The sequence below is a fragment of the Thalassotalea profundi genome, from assembly GCF_014653195.1.
Classification (GTDB): domain Bacteria; phylum Pseudomonadota; class Gammaproteobacteria; order Enterobacterales; family Alteromonadaceae; genus Thalassotalea_B; species Thalassotalea_B profundi.
In genome coordinates this window covers 295,926-317,632 of sequence record NZ_BNAH01000002.1, presented here as the reverse complement: position 1 = coordinate 317,632, position 21,707 = coordinate 295,926, and the positions used below count along the sequence as shown (strand labels likewise).

General features: G+C 35.1%; 18 protein-coding genes. 9 read left to right on the top strand and 9 right to left on the bottom strand.

From position 1 onward, the window contains the following. Positions 1-155 precede the first annotated feature (155 nt). On the top strand, positions 156-1,937 hold the full coding sequence (locus IE155_RS03585) for an acyl-CoA dehydrogenase C-terminal domain-containing protein (RefSeq protein ID WP_189376734.1): 1,782 nt from the start codon (positions 156-158) through the stop codon (positions 1,935-1,937). A 93-nt stretch (positions 1,938-2,030) separates the two neighbouring features. Further along, positions 2,031-2,618, top strand: a complete 588-nt coding sequence (locus IE155_RS03580; protein ID WP_189376733.1) for a glutathione S-transferase family protein — start codon at positions 2,031-2,033, stop codon at positions 2,616-2,618. Here IE155_RS03580 and IE155_RS03575 read toward each other — a convergent pair whose 3' ends face one another. Next, positions 2,619-3,368 carry a MipA/OmpV family protein gene (locus IE155_RS03575; protein ID WP_189376732.1) on the bottom strand — a complete coding sequence of 250 codons (750 nt, stop codon included), beginning with the start codon at positions 3,366-3,368 and terminating at the stop codon, positions 2,619-2,621. It abuts the gene before it with no gap. A 253-nt stretch (positions 3,369-3,621) separates the two neighbouring features. Between IE155_RS03575 and IE155_RS03570 the strand changes: the two genes are divergently transcribed. After that, entirely contained in the window at positions 3,622-4,335 is a 714-nt protein-coding gene (locus IE155_RS03570; protein ID WP_189376731.1) for a 1-acylglycerol-3-phosphate O-acyltransferase, read from the top strand. A gap of 17 nt (positions 4,336-4,352) precedes the next feature. Next, on the top strand, positions 4,353-4,703 hold the full coding sequence (gene rraB, locus IE155_RS03565; protein ID WP_189376730.1) for a ribonuclease E inhibitor RraB: 351 nt from the start codon (positions 4,353-4,355) through the stop codon (positions 4,701-4,703). A gap of 71 nt (positions 4,704-4,774) precedes the next feature. Here the strand turns inward: rraB and rdgC are convergent, their stop codons facing one another. Both rdgC and IE155_RS03555 read right to left on the bottom strand, forming a co-directional pair. Then, complete coding sequence (rdgC, locus tag IE155_RS03560; protein ID WP_189376729.1) at positions 4,775-5,695, bottom strand: recombination-associated protein RdgC; 921 nt, start codon at positions 5,693-5,695, stop codon at positions 4,775-4,777. A gap of 87 nt (positions 5,696-5,782) precedes the next feature. Beyond that, a complete protein-coding gene (locus IE155_RS03555) occupies positions 5,783-7,519 on the bottom strand; it encodes a sensor histidine kinase (RefSeq protein WP_189376728.1) in 1,737 nt (578 codons plus the stop codon). 299 nt (positions 7,520-7,818) lie between these two features. Here IE155_RS03555 and IE155_RS03550 point away from each other — a divergent pair, with 299 nt between their 5' ends. The 4 genes from IE155_RS03550 (at position 7,819) to IE155_RS03535 (ending at position 12,208) form a co-directional block, all read left to right on the top strand. After that, on the top strand, positions 7,819-8,736 hold the full coding sequence (locus IE155_RS03550; RefSeq protein ID WP_189376727.1) for a porin: 918 nt from the start codon (positions 7,819-7,821) through the stop codon (positions 8,734-8,736). A gap of 178 nt (positions 8,737-8,914) precedes the next feature. Beyond that, positions 8,915-9,616: a phosphate regulon transcriptional regulator PhoB gene (gene phoB, locus IE155_RS03545; RefSeq protein ID WP_189376726.1), complete on the top strand. Its 702-nt coding sequence runs from the start codon at positions 8,915-8,917 to the stop codon at positions 9,614-9,616. A 75-nt stretch (positions 9,617-9,691) separates the two neighbouring features. Then, complete coding sequence (gene phoR / locus IE155_RS03540) at positions 9,692-10,996, top strand: phosphate regulon sensor histidine kinase PhoR (RefSeq protein WP_189376725.1); 1,305 nt, start codon at positions 9,692-9,694, stop codon at positions 10,994-10,996. A 246-nt stretch (positions 10,997-11,242) separates the two neighbouring features. Continuing rightward, the gene (locus tag IE155_RS03535) at positions 11,243-12,208 is read left to right on the top strand and encodes a PstS family phosphate ABC transporter substrate-binding protein (RefSeq protein WP_189376724.1); all 966 of its coding nucleotides are present in this window, start codon (positions 11,243-11,245) and stop codon (positions 12,206-12,208) included. An 84-nt stretch (positions 12,209-12,292) separates the two neighbouring features. On the opposite strand, the gene IE155_RS03530 is transcribed toward IE155_RS03535, so the two are convergent. The 6 genes from IE155_RS03530 to ettA form a co-directional block, all read right to left on the bottom strand. Then, positions 12,293-13,435, bottom strand: a complete 1,143-nt coding sequence (locus IE155_RS03530; protein ID WP_189376723.1) for an HDOD domain-containing protein — start codon at positions 13,433-13,435, stop codon at positions 12,293-12,295. A gap of 173 nt (positions 13,436-13,608) precedes the next feature. Further along, the gene (locus tag IE155_RS03525) at positions 13,609-15,132 is read right to left on the bottom strand and encodes a Ppx/GppA phosphatase family protein (RefSeq protein ID WP_189376722.1); all 1,524 of its coding nucleotides are present in this window, start codon (positions 15,130-15,132) and stop codon (positions 13,609-13,611) included. A 4-nt stretch (positions 15,133-15,136) separates the two neighbouring features. Further along, a complete protein-coding gene (gene ppk1, locus IE155_RS03520; protein ID WP_189376721.1) occupies positions 15,137-17,257 on the bottom strand; it encodes a polyphosphate kinase 1 in 2,121 nt (706 codons plus the stop codon). Positions 17,258-17,361: 104 nt separating this feature from the next. Continuing rightward, positions 17,362-17,859, bottom strand: coding sequence for a glycine cleavage system transcriptional repressor (locus tag IE155_RS03515; RefSeq protein ID WP_189376720.1), 498 nt, complete (start codon positions 17,857-17,859; stop codon positions 17,362-17,364). A gap of 68 nt (positions 17,860-17,927) precedes the next feature. After that, positions 17,928-18,290, bottom strand: a complete 363-nt coding sequence (locus tag IE155_RS03510) for a PilZ domain-containing protein (protein ID WP_189376719.1) — start codon at positions 18,288-18,290, stop codon at positions 17,928-17,930. A gap of 136 nt (positions 18,291-18,426) precedes the next feature. Then, the gene (gene ettA, locus IE155_RS03505) at positions 18,427-20,103 is read right to left on the bottom strand and encodes an energy-dependent translational throttle protein EttA (RefSeq protein WP_189376718.1); all 1,677 of its coding nucleotides are present in this window, start codon (positions 20,101-20,103) and stop codon (positions 18,427-18,429) included. 288 nt (positions 20,104-20,391) lie between these two features. Between ettA and IE155_RS03500 the strand changes: the two genes are divergently transcribed. Continuing rightward, positions 20,392-21,705 (top strand): hypothetical protein, encoded by a 1,314-nt coding sequence (locus tag IE155_RS03500; RefSeq protein ID WP_189376717.1) that lies wholly within the window; start codon positions 20,392-20,394, stop codon positions 21,703-21,705. Positions 21,706-21,707: the final 2 nt, after the last annotated feature.

Below are 21,707 nucleotides of genomic sequence, written 5' to 3'. Positions count from 1 at the left end.
AATCTATAAATTTATTATAGCAATAAAAGGCTCTAAAGGAAGTGAATTTAAACTATGGAATTAAATTTTTAATCCTTTACATTTTCTTATATTTCGTTATATTCAAACAGTTGTTTAAATTAGTTGTTTAAAGCTATTTCAAGTTGGAGAATTTTATGGCCGAATATCGTGTTCCGTTAAAAGATATGAATTTCTTATTGCACGACGTGTTTAATGTAGGAAACTTATGGCAAAACCTACCTAAGCTTTCTGAGCACGTTGATGTAGAAACGGCAGATGCAATTTTGCAAGAGTGCTCCAAAATAGCAGAGCAAGTTATTGCACCCATTTCTCGTCAAGGTGATGAAGTTGGTGTTAGCTTTGATAATGGTAAGGTCACAACAGCCCCTGGTTATAAAGAAGCATTTAATACCTATGTAGAAGGTGGTTGGACGTCACTTGGTGGTGATCCAAATTATGGTGGTATGGGAATGCCTAAAGTGATCACGGCATTTCATGAAGAAATGCTCTGCTCGGCAGATATCTCATTTAGCTTGTATCCAGGTCTAACTGCCGGTGCAGCTCTTTCTATCGCAAAACATGCAAGTGAAGAATTAAAGCAACGTTACCTTACTCGTATGTATGCTGGAGATTGGTCAGCAACAATGTGTTTAACAGAATCTCATGCGGGAACAGACTTGGGAATGATTCGTACCAAAGCTATACCACAAGATGATGGAAGCTACTTAGTTACAGGTAATAAAATATTTATTACGGGTGGAGAGCATGATTTAACTGAAAATATTCTTCATTTAGTATTAGCTAAATTACCAGATGCACCTGCAGGCCCTAGGGGAATTTCTCTTTTCTTAGTACCTAAATATCAAGTTAATGATGACGGTTCTATAGGTCAATTTAATCAAGTATCGTGTGGCTCTATTGAGCACAAAATGGGTATTCACGCGTCCGCAACTTGTGTCATTAACTTTGATGGTGCCAAAGGTTATTTAGTTGGTGAACTAAACAAAGGCCTAGCATGTATGTTTACTATGATGAACTTTGAGAGAGTTGGTGTTGGTATTCAAGGCTTAGGTGCAGCAGAACGTTCTTACCAAAATGCATTAGAATATGCAAAAGATCGTGTGCAAAGTCGTTCATTATCAGGTGTTAAGTCACCAGATAAAGCGGCTGATTCAATAATGGTTCATGGCGATGTTCGTCGCATGCTATTAGATATGAAAGCTAAAAATGAAGGTTCACGAGCTCTTTCTACTTATATTGCGATGCAGCTAGATATTGCAACCTATGGTGAAGGTGAGTCTCAGAAAAAAGCCGACCAATTGGTTGCTTTATTGACGCCTATTGCCAAAGCATTTTTTACTGATTTAGGTTTTGAGTCAGCTGTTGCTGGCCAACAGGTATTTGGTGGGCATGGTTTTATTCGGGAGTGGGGACAAGAACAACTGGTTCGAGATACACGAATAGCACAAATTTATGAAGGCACTAATGGTATTCAAGCTATGGATTTACTGGCTAGAAAAGTTGCTGGTTCGAAAGGTGCTATGTTGCAAGTATTTACGGATGAAGTGAAGCAATATATTGCTGACACTTCAGCAGAAAATATGGAAGAGTTTATTACACCATTAGCTGAAGCTGTGTCAGACTTGGAGAGCATAACTCAACATATTTTAATACAAGCAAATTCTAATGTAGAAGAGTTAGGTACTTCCGCTAATGATTACTTGCATTTATTTGGTTATACAGCAATGGCTTATGTGTGGGCGAAAATGGCACAGGTGGCATTAGAAAAGCAACCTTCTGATGATCCTTATTATCAAAGTAAAATTTTAACTGCTAAGTATTACTTTGCTCGTTTATTACCACGCAGACTTTCATTAATTGCCACGATTAAAGCGGGTCCTGAACCAATGTTTGCTATTGATGATGCATTATTTTGATCTGTGACTTTAGTAACATACCTCTAGTAATTTAATGGTAGTCTAGGTAAGGTCTCTTCAGTTTTTAATTTTTGAAGAGACTTTACACTTAATATGAAACTTTTAGGCTCTACCACTTCACCATTTGTACGTCGTATCAGACTTTATTTAATTAATATCGAAGTTACTGAGACTGCATGTGAATTTATTAACTTAGATATTTTTGATACTCAAGATCGTGCATTTTTAACTCAAAATAATCCTGCTCAAAAAATTCCAGTATTAATTGATGATGATAATGTTATAAATGACTCGGGTGTGATTTATCGATACTTAGCGCAAAAATTTAATCAGCCAGCACTTACTTGGCAGCAAGAGAACTTGTTAACAGAAATTGACGCTGCGAATGACTCAATGGTCTCAATGCTACTACTGATGCGATCAGGCATTGATGTTAAACAAGATGCTTTATTTTTTAATTTGCAAAAAGAGCGTGTTGGCAAAATACTCGATAGTTTGAATGAAGCCGTTGCTGATGATGTCATTAAGCAATGGGATTATGTTGCTATTTCTCTGTATTGTTTACTCGATTGGCTATCATTTAGAGAAATTTATTTTTGGCAAGATCATAACTCGCTTTTAAACTTTTTTGAGAAAGCAAAATATCAGAAAGGAATTAAAGAAACTGTCCCTCGAATTTAGTTAAAATGAATAGCTAGTGCCAATTAACGCCATATTAATATTGCTGTCACTAACAAGAGGACTTTGCATTATATCTTTATCAAGTATAGTTGAAGTGAATGCGCCGATCACCGTCCACTTAGGTGTGACTTCATAAGTACCAATTAAACCCCAAGTGGTGTTTTTGGCTTGATAATCAATTAAAGATTGGCCTTGTTCTAGTTGATTGTTATCGCCAAAATAATAGTTCACGTTATGTTCACTCAATGTTTCTACTTTGGCTGTGATAGCAATATTAAATGGTGATTTTTCTAGCAAGGTGTATGCGCCTTGTAAGTAAAAAGTACCGCTATCTTTAATATTACTATTTTCAGTGATAAGGGCTGTTTCCATACTAAATCGACCATAATTAATTGCTGCATTTAGGCCTTGGGTATTCGGTCGTTCATTGTTTGAAATTTCTTTAGTTACATTAATAGTTGCAGGTGATAACCGTCCGAACCAAACATTAGCTTTTGGGCTTTGATAAAACCAATTCCCTGCTCGGTTATAATGAGTTAGGGCTTCATCATTTACTTCATAAATATTCGATAAAAATTTTTCGTGTTGGCCTGATACTCGAGCAGGGATAGTAATAGCGGCCATCCCTAGTTGTTGGGAGAAATTGGTTACTTTCGTTTTCTTAATTTTATCAAAATTTATTAATTGGGTATTTGAGATTGCAGGAAAAGATAATGTAAATACAAGAATTGCTAGCAACAAATAGTACATAATTATCTCTCCTAAAAAAATTGGCTTCTTATTAACTATAGCTAAAATAAAATGATTGGAGATAAAAATTAATAATTAAATGTTAAGTAAAGCCTTTTTGTGCTTTTTACATCAATTTGTATTTCCTTTAGGTATGTTTTATACACTTTAAAGTTATTTTTATCAGATGGTTAAGTGTTTTACTCTCACGATTGTTTTAGCATTCATAACATTAAGGTATACTTGCGCTCTTATTTTTCATTAGGAACTTGCGTTGTTAGCTTTAGTTCGCATTATTTTAATGGCGTTAGCCATTGTTATTATTTCAATTTTCTCATGTTGTTATAGTTTATTAAGACCATTTCATCGAAACAATGTTTTCCATACAGCTAAGGTTATGGGCAAGATCTCGAAACTTCTTGGATTAACAGTGGAAGTGAGGATCCCCGAGTCAGTGAAAAACCTTTCACCAGTAGTGTATATTTGTAATCATCAAAATAGCTACGATATTTTTACTGTGAGTAATGCTGTTAGGCCAGGTACAGTAAGTGTAGGGAAGAAAAGCTTAAAATGGATCCCTTTTTTTGGTCAAATGTATTGGCTGACAGGTAATATTTTAATTGACCGTAATAATAAAAATAAAGCAATGAATACTATTGCCTTAACGGCAAATAAAATTCGCGAAAAACAATTATCAGTATGGCTATTTCCTGAAGGTACTCGTAGTAATGGCCGTGGTTTATTAGCTTTTAAAACTGGAGCCTTTAGAACTGCAATGCAAGCAAATGTACCAATAGTGCCTATTTGTACGAGTAACTTACATAATAAAATTCATTTAAACCGATGGAATAATGGTAAGTTAATTATTGAATATTTAGATCCTATTTTTTTAGATGATTCTAGTAGTGAAAACATTAGATCAATAGCAAATCAAACACGCGATTTAATGGCGGAAAAGATCGAAGCAATTAGTGCAGAAGTTAAATAGAGAAGAAGAGACTGGCTATGAATGATGAAGATTTAACGCAGTGGTTAGAACACACAGAAAATTTAATTAACGCTTTAATTGAAGATGGTACTAATGAAGAAGTACATCATACCATTGAGCATCACTTTTCTAGTGCTGATTTTAATTTATTAGAAAAAGCGGCAATTGCTGCATTTAAGATGGGCCTTGAAATAGAAGAGCCAGAGGAAGCTGAACTTGAAACTGGAGAAAAAGTTTTTGCTTTTGATATTATTACCGAGCAACCGTTAGACTTTGATATTATCGCTGATGAAACCAAAAATATGTTTGAATTAGCCAAACAAAACAACGTTGATTATGATGGCTGGGGAACATACTTCGAAGAGTAATGTTAGTCACTACTTACAATAAAAAGGCGCTTAATTAGCGCCTTTTTAGATATTTATATTCAACAAAGAAATTATTTTTCTAGGCAGTCTATTGATTTTAATGAGAACTGCGCTAAAAGATCCTTAATTAATCGGTTTAACTCTCCCGCCATTAACGAAAAGTCTGCATCGAGCCTAGCTACCATATCATCTTTATCGATGTCTTCATTTTGCTCTTGTAAAACATCAAAAAACTTAAGGCGTTTAATAGCAAGGTCGTCGCATAGAATAAATGAGATTGCGTCATCCCACTCTAAAGCTGTTTTGACAACGAATTTATCAGCATCTAAGTGCGCTTTTATTTCATCACTAGTTAAATCTTGATTTTTAACACGTACAACAGCGCCATCGTCACCTAAAGCGTGAAACTCTGCCTCCATACCTAATTGAAAAGGTTCGGTTAAGCTTTGTTCTGTTAACCAATCCGTCATAATTTCATCTGGTGCACGTTCAGGCGATAAACTGGTCACTGGCAGTGTGCCTAAGACCTTACGTAATAAAGCAAGGAAGTCTTCAGCTTTGCCTCTACTACTGGTATTCACCACAATGATATTTTCTTCTGCATTGATATAGGCATGAGTATCGGTTACACGAGAAAAAGCACGAGGAAGTAATTCAAAAATAATATCCTCTTTAAATTGTTCCTTTTCTTTTTTAGTTGCGGAGCGACCTTGCTCATTTTCTAAATGCGCTACTTTTTCTTCAATCATATCTTTGATGACAGGAGCGGGAAGTATCTTTTCTTCTTTACGAGCGCATAACAAAAAATTACCGTTTACAGCATGAACAGTAGAATGCCCATGTTTGCCTAGCGCATTTACCCAACCAAAATGTGACATTTCGGTTGAGCCACAAGGCGTAAATAAATGTTCTGATAAGTTCTTTTCTAAATCTTGTTCGGACCATTCAAAAGGACGAGTAAAGGCAAAAAAGTATAGGTTTTTAAACCACATGAAAATAATCCTTTGCCCAAAATTAAGGGCTGAAATACAAAAGGGTCGTCATATTAACGTAATTAGTCGTGATGATCATCAATAATGTCATTGCATATTGTCAAAACTAATATCAAAAGTAAGTCCTTGTCCTTCTGGTGAAGATGCTTCTATTTTTCCATTAAGCGTATCAACAACTAAACCATGTATAATATGAGTACCTAACCCTGTGCCGCCCTCACCACTTTTAGTGGTATAGAAAGGTTCAAAAATATGATCTAATTGCTCCTCAGGGACACCAATGCCATTATCTGAAAAGCGGATATGTATTGTGTTATTCTGTTTGGATATCTCAATATTTATTTCACCGTGGTCAACATTCTCTAAACCATGTTTAAGTGAGTTGATAATAAGATTAGTAAATATTTGTGATATCGCGCCAGCGTGACAGTATACTTCTACAGCTTCAGCACAATTAATATTGATCACATGGTTGGTTTTCTTAATTTTTGGCGTTAACGAGTTAACGATCTCGTGAGTATATTTTACTAAATCAATTTGTCTAATTTTATCGCTAGTTTGATCAACGGCCACTTGTTTGTAACTTGAAATTAAATCAGAGGCTCTATTTAAGTTATTAAGTTGTAATTCCAAACTTTGCTCTGCTTTTTCTACGAAGCTTTCTAGTCCTTTTTTACTTAATTTATTCTCTTGTATATCATTTTTAAGAAAACTTAATAAGTCAGATAGGTAACTTGTAGATGTAATAGAAACTCCAATAGGTGTATTGACTTCATGGGTAACTTCCGCAGATAAGCTACCTAAAAGTGCCATTTTTTCTGCCTCTAATAATCGCTCCTGTGCTTTATTCAATTCAGTAATTGAATTTTTAAGCTCTTTATTAGTTTGTGTAAGTGTTTTCTCCGTATTACTGCGTCTCAAGTTTTCAGCTTTTAATTGAGTTTGTTGCTCTAATAATTCACGTTGTTGAGTTTCCATTTTCAACATTGTATTACTCAGTGATGATGTCTTACGTGCAACCTCTTGTTCGAGTATTAAGTTTTGCTCATCGAGCTTATTGTTGGTCGACATAACTTCGAGTTGGGCACTCGCAAGCTCTTCTTTATGCCGGACTAACTCGGAGATTAAATTATTATAGGAGTCTTGTAAGACACTTAATTCATTGTTTTCATAGTTAATAATATGTAATTTTGATGCTTCTGGATCGTCAACATCAAATTGATTAATTTGTTCAGTAAGCTCATTAAGTGGATTTGTGAGTAATTTATTGAAAGCAATGGTAAATAAAAATACTAACGCTGCCGTTTTAACCATTGCGTTACCAATTAAGAAATAAATACCCACTTCAATACGGTCAAAAATAACTTGATTACTTGAGAGTAAGGTTACAGAGCCTACTTTGGTTGTTCTACCTGAAAACTCAAAAATTAGAGAGAAACTATGGCCAAATAAGCCATCAGATGTGGAATTTATGTGCAGGTAGCCATCGTTTTCATTAAGTAATTGATATTCTGTTGAGTTACTAACTTCACCTAACTGTGTAATTACTTGATTATTTTCGTCGGTGACTCTAATGCCTTTAATTGTAGGGATATCAACTAGCCCTTGTGCAATATCAACGGCTTGCTGGGTATTAAGCTCCCAAACCGCGCGTGTCAAACTACTACTAAAGGTTCTTTCAATGGTTAATAATTCTTTTTTAATATTGTCTTTAGTGTTGACATATTCTGCGCCTATTTGCACGCAAGTGACCAAAAAAGTGAGTACAAAATAAAAAGATAATACGCGAGTGAGTAAAGTACGGGAGAGATTAGTGGCCTTCATTTAACGCTTCTTTGATTATTTTACGTACTTTGATTCTATCGTTTTTGCTCATTGATAAAAGCTTTTTTTCATATAAGGCATGAATTTTTAATCATTTTTTAAAAAAATTTAATTGTTGTCTATAATTTTAAAGAAAACCCGTTAAACTTATGTCATAAAAATGACCTATAAAATTAATCATAATTACTTTTTTCTGTCATAAAAATGCAAACTAATGTCTTTTTTGTCACAAAAGTGTCATCTAATGAGTGCACAATGCGCGGCAATTTATCAACCAAATGATTAACAAGGGTATAATAATGAAACTATCAAAAAGCATAGTAAATATCGCTTTATTTTCAGCATTATCATTAAATGTATTAGCTGCTGATGTCTCATTTTATGGTAAAGCAAATGTATCTGCACAGTCTTCCGATGATGGTGAAGGTTCATATACTGAAATAAAAAGTAATTCGTCACGTATTGGTTTTAAAGGTACACATACTTTATCAGATGAGTTAGAAGTTATTTATCAAGCCGAGTTTCAAGTTGATATAGACGGAGATGGTGATACATTTAGCCAACGCAATCAATATATTGGTTTACAAGGCGTTTTTGGACAGGTTTTATTGGGCAAAAATGACACGGTATTAAAGCAATCTCAAGGTAAAGTTGATTTATTTAACGATCTAAACGGTGATATTAAAACCTTATGGAAGGGTGAAAACCGTATGAGCGATACCATTACTTATAAATCGCCAAAGTTTTCAGGATTTCAAGCGGGAATAACTTATATTGTTGCCGATAGTGTTGATGCTGAAGATGCTTATTCACTGGCTTTATCATATGGTGATAAAAATCTTAAAAAAGCCAAGGTTTATGCTGCTATTGCTATGGATTCAGAAGTCAATGGATATGATACCATGCGAGTTACCATGCAAAGTAAAGTTGCTGGTTTTATTTTGGGTGCCATGGTGCAATCACAAGAGAAAATTGATGGTAGTGCTGAAATGGATGGGGCTTTAGTTTCAGCTAAATATGTTATTGATAACTTGTCGTTGAAGGGACAATTCCAAACGGCTAATTATGATGATGGTGATGATAAATCGGGCTTTACTGCAGGAGCTGACTATAAGTTATCAAATAGTACAAAACTTTACGGATTTTATACTACATTTGATATGGATAGTAGCTCTGATCAAGATTACCTAGGGGTAGGAATCGACTATCAGTTTTAACTGAGGGCTTGTTTTATATATAGTATCAAAAAATGTAATGCTAAATTTTATTCATTTTTTTAATGGTTTAGCTTTTATTTTGTATTTTTAAAATTAAATGAATGGTGTTTCATAAAATTGTCATAAAAAGTTATCACAATATTCATTAGTTAATCTAGGGTTGAATCAGGAAGTTGAGATGAATAGACAAATTTTGGTAGTTGAGGATGAAGCACCAATTCGTGAAATGATTACGTTTGTATTAGAACAAAATGGTTTTAATACAATCGAAGCTGAAGATTTTGAACAGGCGAAAGCAAAAATAGTTGAGCCTTATCCTGATCTTATTTTATTAGATTGGATGTTACCTGGTGGAACGGGTGTTAAATTAGCAAAAACTATTAAGCAAAATGAATACACACGTAATATACCCATTATTATGCTTACTGCAAGAGCCGATGAAGAAGACAAAGTTAAAGGCTTTGATGTTGGCGTAGATGATTATGTAACTAAGCCTTTTTCACCTAAAGAACTCATAGCACGTATTAAAGCTGTTATAAGACGAGTATCGCCAACAGCTTTAGAAGAATCAATCGAGTTTCATGGAATGAAACTTGATCCTGTCGCACACAGAGTCTCAATTAATAATAAAAACCTAGATTTAGGCCCAACAGAATTTAGATTATTACATTTCTTTATGGCACATACTGAACGAGTGTATAGTCGAGAGCAATTATTGGATAATGTCTGGGGAACGAATGTTTATGTTGAAGATCGAACAGTAGACGTTCACATTCGACGTTTACGAAAAGCGATTTCCGGCGAAGGACATGAAGATTTCATACAGACAGTTCGTGGTTCAGGTTACCGATTTTCAGGAAAAATTAAATCAAGCGCATAGTATTGATCCATTATAGCTGAGTTATATTATAGTTCGTGTAAATTTATAAGCTCTAAATTAGGTTAACTAACACCAATGCATTTCAGTTTATCGGCAAAAGAAATTTTTTCTCAGCTGGCAATCGCTTTATTAATAAGTGGTATTTTTGGGTATTTTTTAGGCATAACATTTTTAATGTTGTGCCTTTGTGCACTTGCTTATTTATTTTGGAATTATTACCAACTACTTAGGCTAATTAAATGGCTTTGGCGCAGTAAAACGATTTTCCCTCCTCAAGCTAGTGGGGTTTGGGGGCGTATTTATGACGGACTTTATCGACAAAAAAAACAACACCGTAAAAAGCTTAAGCAATTAAATAGTAAAGTACGGCAATTTAGAGATGGAGCAGAAGCTTTACCTGATGCTGCATTAGTACTTTCGAATGATCTAACTATTTTATGGGGAAATAAAAAAGCGCAACAAATTCTTGGTGTTCGTTGGCCAAGCGATATGGGGCAAAGAATAGATAATTTGCTACGATTTCCTGAGTTTACCCAGTACCTTGAAGCAAACCAATTTGAACACCCATGCCATATTCCCTCACCTCATAACAACGAGTTAAGAATAGAATTAAGGCTAATGGCCTATGGAACCGATCAAATATTATTATTGGCAAGAGATGTCAGTAAAATATTTCGACTGGAAGAAATGCGTAGAGACTTTGTTGCTAATGTTTCTCATGAATTAAAAACGCCACTGACTGTTGTTCGTGGATATGTTGAAATGGTGCAATCAACAGAGAATGTTCTCGATCCTCAGTGGAGTAAGGCTTTTTCTACCATAGAAAGTCAAGTAACTCGTATGGATCGCTTAGTACAGCAACTTTTAGTGCTTTCTCGAGTAGAAATACAAGCAGATGAAGAAGATAAACAAAGTGTTAATATACCTAAATTACTTAATGGCTTATTAGAAGATGCGCATTGGCTGAATCAGGACAAGCAGCATCAAATCACTGCTGATATCGATGAGTCATTAAATTTAAATGGTATTGAAAGTGAGTTAAAAAGTGCATTTTCGAACCTTATCGCTAATGCCATTGCCTATACTCCTGCAAATGGAAAAATCGAGATCAGCTGGAAACAAGTCGATGCTAAAGCAAAGTTTTCTGTAAAAGATAATGGCGCAGGCATAGGTCCTGAAGATCTTCATCGCCTAACAGAAAGATTCTTCCGTGTAGATAAATCACGCTCCCGTGATACAGGAGGCTCTGGTTTAGGTCTAGCTATAGTTAAACATGTCCTCAATCATCACAATGCTAAATTATCAATTAATAGTCAATTAGGTGAAGGCAGTGAGTTTGTAATTTTTTTTGAACTTAAGCCTCAACAATTATGTAATTAAGCTAACTTGCGCTTTTTAACACCTATTTTTGTCGAAGAATCTCCTCGTGGTATTTAATTTCTGACGCATAAATACTCAGTAGCAACCAATATTTAATTACCTTTCTGTCATATAAGTGTCATAAAGTTTAAATATAATTGTCACATAAAGTTTTTATAGTGTTCATAAATCATTTAGCTTTTGCCGTTAATACGTAAATTATTTAAACAAATGGCAGTGGCATTACAACTCTCATTGGAGAATATTATGAGTTTGAAACGTTTATTAAGCGTGATCAGTTTAACAAGTATGGTGAGCTTATCAGCTGCTGCTATTGATCAAGACTTACCTGAGTATAATAAAGTCAGTGGTATATCTGGAAATATATCATCAGTTGGCTCTGATACATTGGCAAACATGATGACTTTTTGGGCAGAAGAATTTAAGCGTACTTACCCTAATGTAAATATACAAATACAAGCGGCGGGATCTTCTACAGCGCCACCAGCGTTAACTGAAGCGACTTCAAACTTAGGCCCTATGAGCCGTAAAATGAAATCTCGCGAAATTGAGGCGTTTGAAAAGCGTTATGGTTATAAGCCAACAGCCGTAAGAGTCGCTATTGATGCGTTAGCTGTTTTTGTTCATAAAGATAACCCGCTTGAAGGTTTGCGTATTGATCAAGTTGATGCAATTTTTTCTAATAATCGCAAATGTGGCCTAGTTGATGATATTGATCGTTGGGGAGATCTAGGTTTAACAGGCGAATGGACAGGTAAAGATATTCAGTTATATGGTCGTAATTCTGTATCAGGCACTTACGGTTACTTTAAAAGTAAAGGCCTGTGTAAAGGCGATTTTAAAAATAATGTGAATGAGCAACCTGGATCAGCTTCTGTAGTTCAATCTGTATCAGCTTCATTAAATGGTATTGGTTATTCTGGCATTGGTTATAAAACATCAGGTGTGAGAGCATTACCTTTGTCTAAAAAAGGGGATAAATTCGTTGAAGCAACAATGGAGAATGCTGTTTCGAATAAATATCCATTATCTCGCTTCTTGTATGTTTACGTTAACAAGCATCCTAATAAGCCATTAGCGCCAATGGAAGCAGAATTCTTAAAAATGATACTGTCAAAATCAGGCCAGAAAATTGTAGAAAAAGATGGATATATTCCAGTGCCTAATTCAGTAGTAGAAAGAGAATATAAGAAGTTAGGTCTTAGTCTATAAGTTAATAATTTAGCAGATGCTAGTTAAATCCCGAGATTCGCAAGTTCTCGGGATTTTTATTTGTGCCCAATATTAGCCAGGCAATTATTTGACTAGTAACAGTCCATTCATTTTTTTACTAAAACTAACATCATGAAATAAGTTAAATAGTTTTTTGATTTTAGGATGCAAATCGTTTTTAAATAAAGAGTAAAAATCAAGTTGCTGGGTCAGGTCGTCTCTCATTGTTTCAATACAAGGCTGTTCGTTAATAATCGCTAAGTCAGCTATTCGACACGCTGTATAGCAAATTTGATATTTAAGCATTTCATTTTTATCAATTTCCGAGAGATCATTTTTAACTATTAATAAAGATAAATTATTTTCGATACTACGAACTAAGCTTCGAGGTAATTGCCAATATCGCGCAAGACTACTGCCAATAATTTGTGTATTAATAGACAACTGTGTTTGGCAATATATGACACGTTGATAAAGTGATTTCTGTTCTTGATAGACTTTACTCATGTCGGGATAAGTAGATAAGATCGCCATATCGCCCAGATAATTTAACAAGCACCGTGTAGAAATATCAGAGGCATCTTCCATTAATAATTCTTTTGCAAACAATAAGCCTAAACTACTTGCTAAATAACTAGCATGCCATAGTTTTTGATAAGCTTGCTGTTGTTGTTGTGTTTCAAATTTATCATCGTTTTCCATCGCAAAATGCATAGCAATATTTTTAACAGTGCCAATACCTAGATAGTTAATCGCATGATTAATACTAGTGATCGGTTGTGTTAAAGCAAAGGCGGAAGAGTTAACACGGTTAATTACTTTTGCTGTTATTTGTGGATCAGTTCTGATCAGTTCGAAGAGTTCATTTGGTTCAAATGCTTTTTGTGTTAATGGTAACAATAATGGATGTGGTTTCCGAAAGCTTTGACAAATTTGCTCAATAGTTTGTTGTTGTTCAGTATTATTTATTTCAGAAGTTAATAGCTTTAGGGCGATAAATTCTTCAGGTAGCACAATGTCGTCAACATTAAACTCTTTAGCACTATTATCAGTTAATTCACGTGATAAGGGAGTGTAATTGAAAGAAACGTTTTGCTTTTGATTATTTAAGTGGTGAGCTGTATATGCATAACGCTTTCTTTTTGGGGTACTTATTTTCTTAAGTCGCCACAGAATGAGTGCGAAAATACCAAAAACAGTAATAGACAATAGTACTTCCACTAACATTTAAATATCCTTATTAAAAACGCTTTTATGCTGTAAAAATTATAGTAACCAATTAATTGAACATATGTCAAAGTATAACGAGCCGTTTGAAATTAATCATGACGATTAAAAATATGAATAAATTCATCATACTGGCTTAGCGGACTAAAAATTACCATCGGGTAAGCGTTATATTAATTTTGAATGGAAAGTGTTAAACCTAGTGTTTGCAGATAATGTTGCTCGTATGAAAGCTCGGAGTCAACAATAGGTCTATCTAATAACCAATTGGGATCTAAAGAGAGTGTCAGCATATTATCTTTGACAGTGATTGTTTCAGAGAAATTGCTGTCATTTTGTCGTTGTTGACATAATAAAATTGCAAGTCTTAATAACGCACATAATTGATTCAATTGCTTACGGTTAAGTAAATAACATTGTTGAGTTGTTAATGGGGTGATCTTTTTACGTTGATTGCCAACAAGCCAAGCTAAGGCGGTTTGTTGCTCTTGGTTAAACCCCGCTAAGTCTGCTTGTGATAAAATATAATGTCCGTGCTTATGGTAACCCGATGAGTTTATATCAAACCCCACTTCATGCAACTTTGCCGCAGCCATTAGTAATTCAAAATATATTGGTTGCTCTAGTTGCCAAGAGTGCTTTACTTGCTCGAACCAGTTCTGACAAAGCTGCATTACTTGTAATGCTTGGCTTGTATCTACATTAAAACGTTCAATTAAACTATTGACGGTGCGTTGGCGAACATTAACTGTTTTAAAGTCGTTTAGTTGTTCAAAAAGTACGCCTTCCCTTAGTGAATATTGGCAGAAATCTATCTCTGAAATATTTAGGGTGTCCATTACTGCAATAAGAATTGATATACCGGCACAAAAAACAGACCGACGACTGTCTTTAAGTCCTTCAATAGTAATATCATCAATATGTTGGAAATTAAGCAGCTTTTTCTTTAACAACAAAATTTTCTCAAGTGAAACACGCTGTGGGATTGGTTCATTAAAATTAATAACTGAATATATACTTTTAATGGTACCAGATGTCCCTATAGTGCTTTCCCAACTTGTTTTTTTAAAGCGTTTTGCTATCGATTTTACTTGATGTGTTGCAGACTTGATTGCCTTATCAAATGCTTTTGGGTTGATCGTTCCATTTGGGAAGAATTGTTTTTGGTAGCTTACACATCCCATATTCAAGCTATCTAAGGTTTTTATTTTGTGATTGATGCCAATTATGCATTCTGTGCTACCACCACCAATATCGATAATAAGACGTTGCTCATTACTGTTTTGGTTAAATGCAACACCTTGATAAATAAGTCTAGCTTCTTCGTGACCAGATATTATCTCTATATCAAAAGGGAATACTCTTTTTGCTGCATGAAGGAAGTCTTCAGCGTTTTTCGCTTGCCTTAAAGTGTAAGTTGCGACCGCTCGAAAGTTTTGTGGAGCGAGCTCTTTGGTGGTAGCAGCTAAATTTGCTAATACGGCAATGCCACGGTCAATGGCTACTTGATCCAGTTTATTCTTTGAGTCAAGTCCTTGTGCTAATTGTACTCGATACTTCTCTGAGTGTACAATTTGTAGGTGCTGTTCTACATTACGAGCAAGTACGAAATGAAAACTGTTTGAGCCTATATCGAGGGCGGCTAAATATTCACAGGTATCATTACCAAGAGCAGAGTTTGTTGTGTTGGTTTGCATTCACTTACTGTTCGTTCAACTTTTCTAATAGTAATAGACTATCTTCTTTTTCCTTTTCTACCAAATAATGATAGATCTCTATTTGTGAGCGAATAGGTGGGTTTGAACCTTGTTTAACATATAAATTGTTTTGCTCTTTATTTATAATGCGAGCTTTAACATTATCATTAAATTGCAAATTAAATATTTCAATTATTCGGGTTTTAATTGTGAGATCATAAATTGGGCAGGCGACTTCTACTCTTTCATCTAGGTTTCGCTCCATCCAGTCGGCTGAACTGATAAATAACTGCTCATTTCCTGCGTTATGAAAAAACATAATGCGTGGGTGCTCCAAATACCTATCTACAATTGAAATAACTTTAATATTTTTGCTGTATTCTTTCACTCCTGGGATGAGTGCACACATCCCCCGAACAATTATTCTTATTTTTACCCCAGCATTACTTGCTTGATAAAGTTTATTGATAATTCCAGGATCAACTAAATTATTGAGTTTTATGCTTATTTCTGCTGTTTGGCCTTGTTCTGCGGCATTTGTTTCGTTATCTATTAGTTGATATATACGTCTGCGAGAAGTTAAAGGAGAAACAATTAAGTGGTTAAAACGAAAACGCTTATAACTGTGTTCAATAAAATCAAACACATTGTCAACTTCTTGTGATATTTCTTTATGTTTTGTAAATAAAGCAAAGTCGGTATAAACACGCGCATTTGCTTCATGAAAGTTTCCTGTGCCTATATGGGTATATCGGACCATTTTTTCATTTTCTAGTCGTGTCACCACACACAATTTAGCGTGAACTTTTAGACTTTCTATACCAAACTCTACATCGATACCTGCATCTTTCATTGTTTTAGCCCATTCAATGTTGGCTTGTTCATCGAAACGGGCACGTAATTCAACAACGACACTGACGCGTTTTCCATTTTTCACAGCTTCAACAAGTGATTGAATAATTCGAGAGTTTTTTGCAACACGATAAATATTAATTTTTATATGCTTAACTAAAGGGTCATATGAAGCTTGACGTACAAATTCTGTAAAATGTTTAAACTTATGATAAGGATAATAAAGTAAGATATCTTGATACGAAATAGCATCAAAAACCGAGTTAAAGGCATTAAACCTAATAGATTCTAGTGCTTTTATTTCAGCTGTTTGACTGCACTTTTCATTTAAGCTGGGAAATTTCATAAAATCTTTAAAATGACGATACCTAACACTAGGTGAAAGGCTTTCATGCTCACGTATTTTTAATGACTTTCGTAAATAACTGAGCATATACTTGGGCATTTTTCGGTCGTGAACTAATCTCACCATATCTGCTTTTAAGCGCTGCTTTATTCCCTTTGACATTTGGTCTAGCAGACTTTCATCTAAGTCATCTGTTAAATTATATTCAGCATCACGAGTAAGTTTAAGTGAGTAGGCATCAATGTGATCATAATCAAACATACCGGCAAACAGTTTGTCGATAAAAAATTCAACAACGTCATCTAAAATTACAATGTATTTAGGATTATCTCCATTATTGGTTGGTACAATAATAAAGCGCTCTATGTCGACCCTAGGTATTTCTACTAGGCAAAACTGTTTTGACATCCCTTTGTTTAAAGCAACTAAGAAGTATATGCCATCATCATCAATGCATTGGGTGAGTTGTGTTTTAGAGTGAATAACGATCGGCGTTATATGACGGATTATTCTATTGTCAAATACCTGTTCTAACCAAGAAATTTGTGTGGGTGTTAGATATTTATCAAACTTTAAGGCATCGGGCGCATCGTATAGTGTATGGATACCTTGCGCTTGTAATAGTGAAAATACATGTGTTGATGTTTTTTGAAACTGAGCGGTTAGTATTTCTACTTTATCGGTGACTGCAAATTGCAGATGACTCCATTTGCCTGAAGGTTCACCTTGAGCGGTTTCAAGTATGGCACGGCGTCGTATTCCTGCGACACGTACTCGAAAGAATTCATCCAAATTTGATGAGTAAATACCTAAAAATCTGATTCGTTCAATTAATGGGACAGATTCATCATTAGCTTCTTGTAGAACTCTTTCATTAAATGATAGCCAACTGAGTTCTTTTTCAAATAAACTTTGTCCTTCAAACATTGACTTATATACACTTTTTTATCCAGCTAGATAAAATAAGTGTATATAAAAAATATGACATTTTTAAGACAAAACGCTTTAATATGTCATAAATAAGGTCGTTATTATCGAGAAATATCAACCATAAGGTCATCGGCTAAACTTTCAATTTCAGTGATCAAAGACTCTATAGCACTCTTGTCGATAGCAATGGTTGCTTTAGCTTTAAATAAGTCTTGCCCTGAATGTGCGGCGCTTTCTTGACTGCTGACTAATTTTAATAAGTTACCGCCTTGTTGATGAATGACCGAGCTAATCTCTTGGATTATGCCTGCACGGTCATTTGCCGTTAGTTCTAATACTAAGTTTGCAGGTACTTTAGGTGAAACTACGTTCGCTACTTCAATATTTAAACTAAATTCTGGTATGCTTTTCAGTGCATTAATAAGTAGATCTGTTTGTTCTGATGTAACAGCTACTTCAATAATACCGGCAAAAAAGCCAGATAAATGGTGCAAGCTGCTGGTTTGCCAATTACCGTGATTAAGTTTAATCACTTTAGAAAGTTTATCGACTAAGCCGGGCTTGTCTGGACTGGTAAACGAAATAATGAGATGGTTCATGAGGTGTCCTTATTGGGAAAATTAATATGAATTACCTAAATAAAGTGAGTGTTTAGCTGTAGGATAATTTACACCGCTTTAGTTAATTGTGAAAGCTCCTTATTTAATTGACTTTCGTCACCAAGGTTAAGTTCAATAAGCCTTTTTAAGTAACTAATGCTGTCGATATCAATGGCATTGCAGCGTAAGCCAATTTCATCACCTTCTTGGTGAACAACGGCAATGTGCATTTCTACATCAACCTCGCTTTCAGATAGCACAAAGCGAAGTACACCTAATTTTTTGAGTAAGGTATTTTCTGTTTCAGGGCGGCTGACTAAAGCGCCATTTAGCGATATATCATGAATTTTTACGGGATAATGCTGCTCTTCCACTTCTAAAGAGGCATTAATTGAAAATAATATTCGAGTAAATTGACGTCTATTTTCCATAATATAGGTATAAATTAGCTACGGGTATATTTAGCATAGCTGTATTTAAAAAAAAAGACACCCTAATTACCACTAATCCTTTTAATATTAATAGGGTATAAATTGGTATGGGTGCCTTTGATTGTCATCACTAGATTTATTTAGTCATTCTTTTGTACTTAATACGATGAGGTTCTGTAGCTGCAGCGCCAAGCGTTTTCTTCAGCCAGTCATTGTAATCAGTAAAGTTGCCTTCGAAGAAGTTAACTTGCCCTTCATCACGGTAATCAAGGATATGGGTGGCAATTCTATCTAAGAACCAACGGTCATGCGAGATAACCATAGCACAGCCTGGGAACTCTAATAAGGCTTCTTCAAGGGCTCGTAATGTTTCTACATCAAGATCATTGGTTGGCTCATCAAGTAGTAATAAGTTACCGCCAGTTTGTACTAATTTGGCTAAGTGAACTCGGTTTCTTTCACCGCCTGACAAGTCACCAATAAACTTCTGTTGATCATTACCTTTAAAGTTAAAACGGCTACAGTATGCGCGACTCGGTATTTGATAGTTACCAATTTCTAATATTTCATGGCCTTGAGATATTTCTTGATAGACAGTGTTACTATCAACCATATCATCTCTAAATTGATCAACACTCGCTAACTTAACCGTTTCACCTAATTCAACGGTACCAGAGTCAGGTTTTTCAGCACCAGATAACATTTTGAATAGGGTTGACTTACCCGCGCCATTAGCACCGATAATTCCCACAATAGCTCCCTTAGGTATGCTAAAAGATAAGTTATCAATGAGTACTCTATCGCCAAATGATTTAGTTAAGTTGTTCACTTCTAATACTTTGTCACCTAAACGAGGTCCAGGTGGAATATAAAGCTCATTGGTTTCGTTACGCTTTTGATGTTCCTGATTATTAAGCTCTTCAAACCGTGCCATTCTCGCTTTATTTTTAGATTGGCGTGCTTTAGGGTTTTGGCGTACCCATTCAAGTTCTTGTTTAATGGTTTTTTGTAAAGCACTTTCACTTTTAGATTCTTGTTCTAATCGAGCATCTTTTTGTTCTAACCAAGATGAGTAATTACCTTCCCAAGGTATCCCGTAGCCTCGGTCTAGTTCAAGTATCCAACCAGCTACATTATCTAAGAAATACCTATCATGGGTAATAGCAACTACAGTACCGCTGTAATCATGAAGAAAACGTTCTAACCAGGCAACAGATTCTGCATCTAAATGGTTAGTAGGTTCATCTAATAATAACATGTCAGGTTTTTGTAGTAGTAAATGGCATAACGCTACACGACGGCGTTCACCACCACTTAACACAGCAATTTTTTGATCCCAAGGTGGCAGGCGTAAAGCATCGGCAGCACGCTCTAAAGCATTCTCTATATTATGGCCATCATTACTATTAATAATATCTTCAAGTTGGCCTTGTTCTTTCGCTAACGCGTCGAAGTCAGCACCTTCTTCAGCATATTCCATGTAAACTTGATCAAGACGAGCCATTGCATCTTTTACTACAGAAACTGCACTTTCTACCACTTCACGAACGGTTTTACTTTCGTCAAGCTGAGGTTCTTGTGGTAAGTAACCAATATTCGTCCCTGCTAATGCGTGAGCTTCACCTTCAAATTCAGTGTCCACTCCTGCCATAATGCGTAAAAGGGTTGACTTACCTGCACCATTTAAACCTAACACACCAATTTTAGCGCCAGGAAAAAAAGAAAGTGAAATGTCCTTTAAAATTGTGCGTTTTGGTGGCACAACTTTACTGACACGATTCATTGAATAGATAAATTTATCTGGCAAAGCCATGGAAGAACCTTCTTATTTTTACAGGAAAATTAAATTGTTAGTATTTTAGTTTAAAGGTGCAGGGCAAGCAAATGACATTGTGCATTTGCAGTAAATAAAAATAATAAGAAAATGGACTGAAAATTTAGAAGTTTTTTAACGATGTTTACTGTAATGAGTACAATAATCTCGATTTAGTAGGATTAAAATATAAGCATATAAAACAATTGGTTATATAGCTTTAGATTGATGGTTATTTCATGATGGAACTGGTATGGTTGTTATAATGATAATTAAACTCTATAAGTTATGTCTGATTCTCAATTAACATTTCGTGCTATTGCACCTATATATTCGCCTTTAAGTTTACATCTTGGGGTTGATCAATTTTCTAAACACTTTATTAAATCGTTGAAAGAAATTAATTTAGTTTCTTTCAATGGAGCTAATGACAAAGTAACAGAATTAAATTGGCAGGGTAAATTATTGAATTTAGGCGGAATTCAAAACGAAGGCCGTCAATATCAATCAACAGGGCAAAACTCCAAAGACATGCGACTTATGTGTTGGTCGCCAAATGCTGAGGATAAAGATCAAACTTTCAATACTCAGGTGATGTTTCATGTTTTTACAAATCATATTGCAATTGCAGAAGTTGAGATAACAATTGATTTTTCAGATATGGAAACACCGAATGATTCTTGCGATGAACTTGTAAAGTTTCTTGAAAATAAAGTTCAGCAATTAGGTGAAGAGGTTATAGAGGGGCATTTTAATGATTTTTGCCAAGACTTACAGCAACTAACATTATACTTGAGCGATGACTTTGTGTTTTCTCAGAACATTAATGCGAGTAAGGTTAATTGGGTGGCACGGACAATGATCATTGATGATGAGCAACTGACTCAGAGCAAAATTCAACGCATATTAACCTCATGGCTAAAAAAAACCAGTCGGCCTGAAGATGCAGCTGATATGATCAATAATCAAAAAGACTATGCTATGACATGGTTAAACTATGCGGTTAAAAATGTTAAGGCCGTTGGTGAAGATCCTCGACTACAAATAATGGTGTTATCTCAATATTATTATATGGCTCAAGAAAATTGCAATAATGCATTGCGAGGCGCAATTGAATCAGCTTATTCGCGTGGCACTAAAAAGCGGATAGATAAGTTACTAGCCAACACTCGAACCGCTTGTCGGCTTAATCAAATTGTCTATTTTGAAAATATTAAATTTTTAAATCGACCCAGCAGGGCACTACTTGAAAGCATCTTAAATGGATGGAAGTTTGATCAACTTGTTGAAAATTCAGAGCGGATGATAGAAGTGTGTAATGCGCGTTTGCAAGAAGAAGATAATAAAAAGCGCGAACGCAGTACAGTAATGACGGACTTTTTGCTTGTAACACTCAGTTTTTTTGCTGTATTCGAACTCTCGCTTTATCTAACTGAATTTAGTCGGGAAATGATGAGTCGCCCAGCACTAGATTATAATGACAATAAAAGCTCATTTTTCTTGGGGATTATTGCCGAAATAGATGCTGATATAATGTTTTCTTTTGGTTTTGGCTTAACTTTGATACTTATCATTGCTTACCGTTATATAAAGCGAAATTAACA

Coding starts and splice junctions, on each gene's coding strand:
- IE155_RS03585 (WP_189376734.1), top strand. CDS start 156: ATGGCCGAATATCGTGTTCCGTTAAAAGATATGAATTTCTTATTGCAC.
- IE155_RS03580 (WP_189376733.1), top strand. CDS start 2,031: ATGAAACTTTTAGGCTCTACCACTTCACCATTTGTACGTCGTATCAGA.
- IE155_RS03575 (WP_189376732.1), bottom strand. CDS start 3,368: ATGTACTATTTGTTGCTAGCAATTCTTGTATTTACATTATCTTTTCCT.
- rraB (WP_189376730.1), top strand. CDS start 4,353: ATGAATGATGAAGATTTAACGCAGTGGTTAGAACACACAGAAAATTTA.
- rdgC (WP_189376729.1), bottom strand. CDS start 5,695: ATGTGGTTTAAAAACCTATACTTTTTTGCCTTTACTCGTCCTTTTGAA.
- IE155_RS03555 (WP_189376728.1), bottom strand. CDS start 7,519: ATGAAGGCCACTAATCTCTCCCGTACTTTACTCACTCGCGTATTATCT.
- IE155_RS03550 (WP_189376727.1), top strand. CDS start 7,819: ATGAAACTATCAAAAAGCATAGTAAATATCGCTTTATTTTCAGCATTA.
- phoB (WP_189376726.1), top strand. CDS start 8,915: ATGAATAGACAAATTTTGGTAGTTGAGGATGAAGCACCAATTCGTGAA.
- phoR (WP_189376725.1), top strand. CDS start 9,692: ATGCATTTCAGTTTATCGGCAAAAGAAATTTTTTCTCAGCTGGCAATC.
- IE155_RS03535 (WP_189376724.1), top strand. CDS start 11,243: ATGAGTTTGAAACGTTTATTAAGCGTGATCAGTTTAACAAGTATGGTG.
- IE155_RS03530 (WP_189376723.1), bottom strand. CDS start 13,435: ATGTTAGTGGAAGTACTATTGTCTATTACTGTTTTTGGTATTTTCGCA.
- IE155_RS03525 (WP_189376722.1), bottom strand. CDS start 15,132: ATGCAAACCAACACAACAAACTCTGCTCTTGGTAATGATACCTGTGAA.
- ppk1 (WP_189376721.1), bottom strand. CDS start 17,257: ATGTTTGAAGGACAAAGTTTATTTGAAAAAGAACTCAGTTGGCTATCA.
- IE155_RS03515 (WP_189376720.1), bottom strand. CDS start 17,859: ATGAACCATCTCATTATTTCGTTTACCAGTCCAGACAAGCCCGGCTTA.
- IE155_RS03510 (WP_189376719.1), bottom strand. CDS start 18,290: ATGGAAAATAGACGTCAATTTACTCGAATATTATTTTCAATTAATGCC.
- ettA (WP_189376718.1), bottom strand. CDS start 20,103: ATGGCTTTGCCAGATAAATTTATCTATTCAATGAATCGTGTCAGTAAA.
- IE155_RS03500 (WP_189376717.1), top strand. CDS start 20,392: ATGTCTGATTCTCAATTAACATTTCGTGCTATTGCACCTATATATTCG.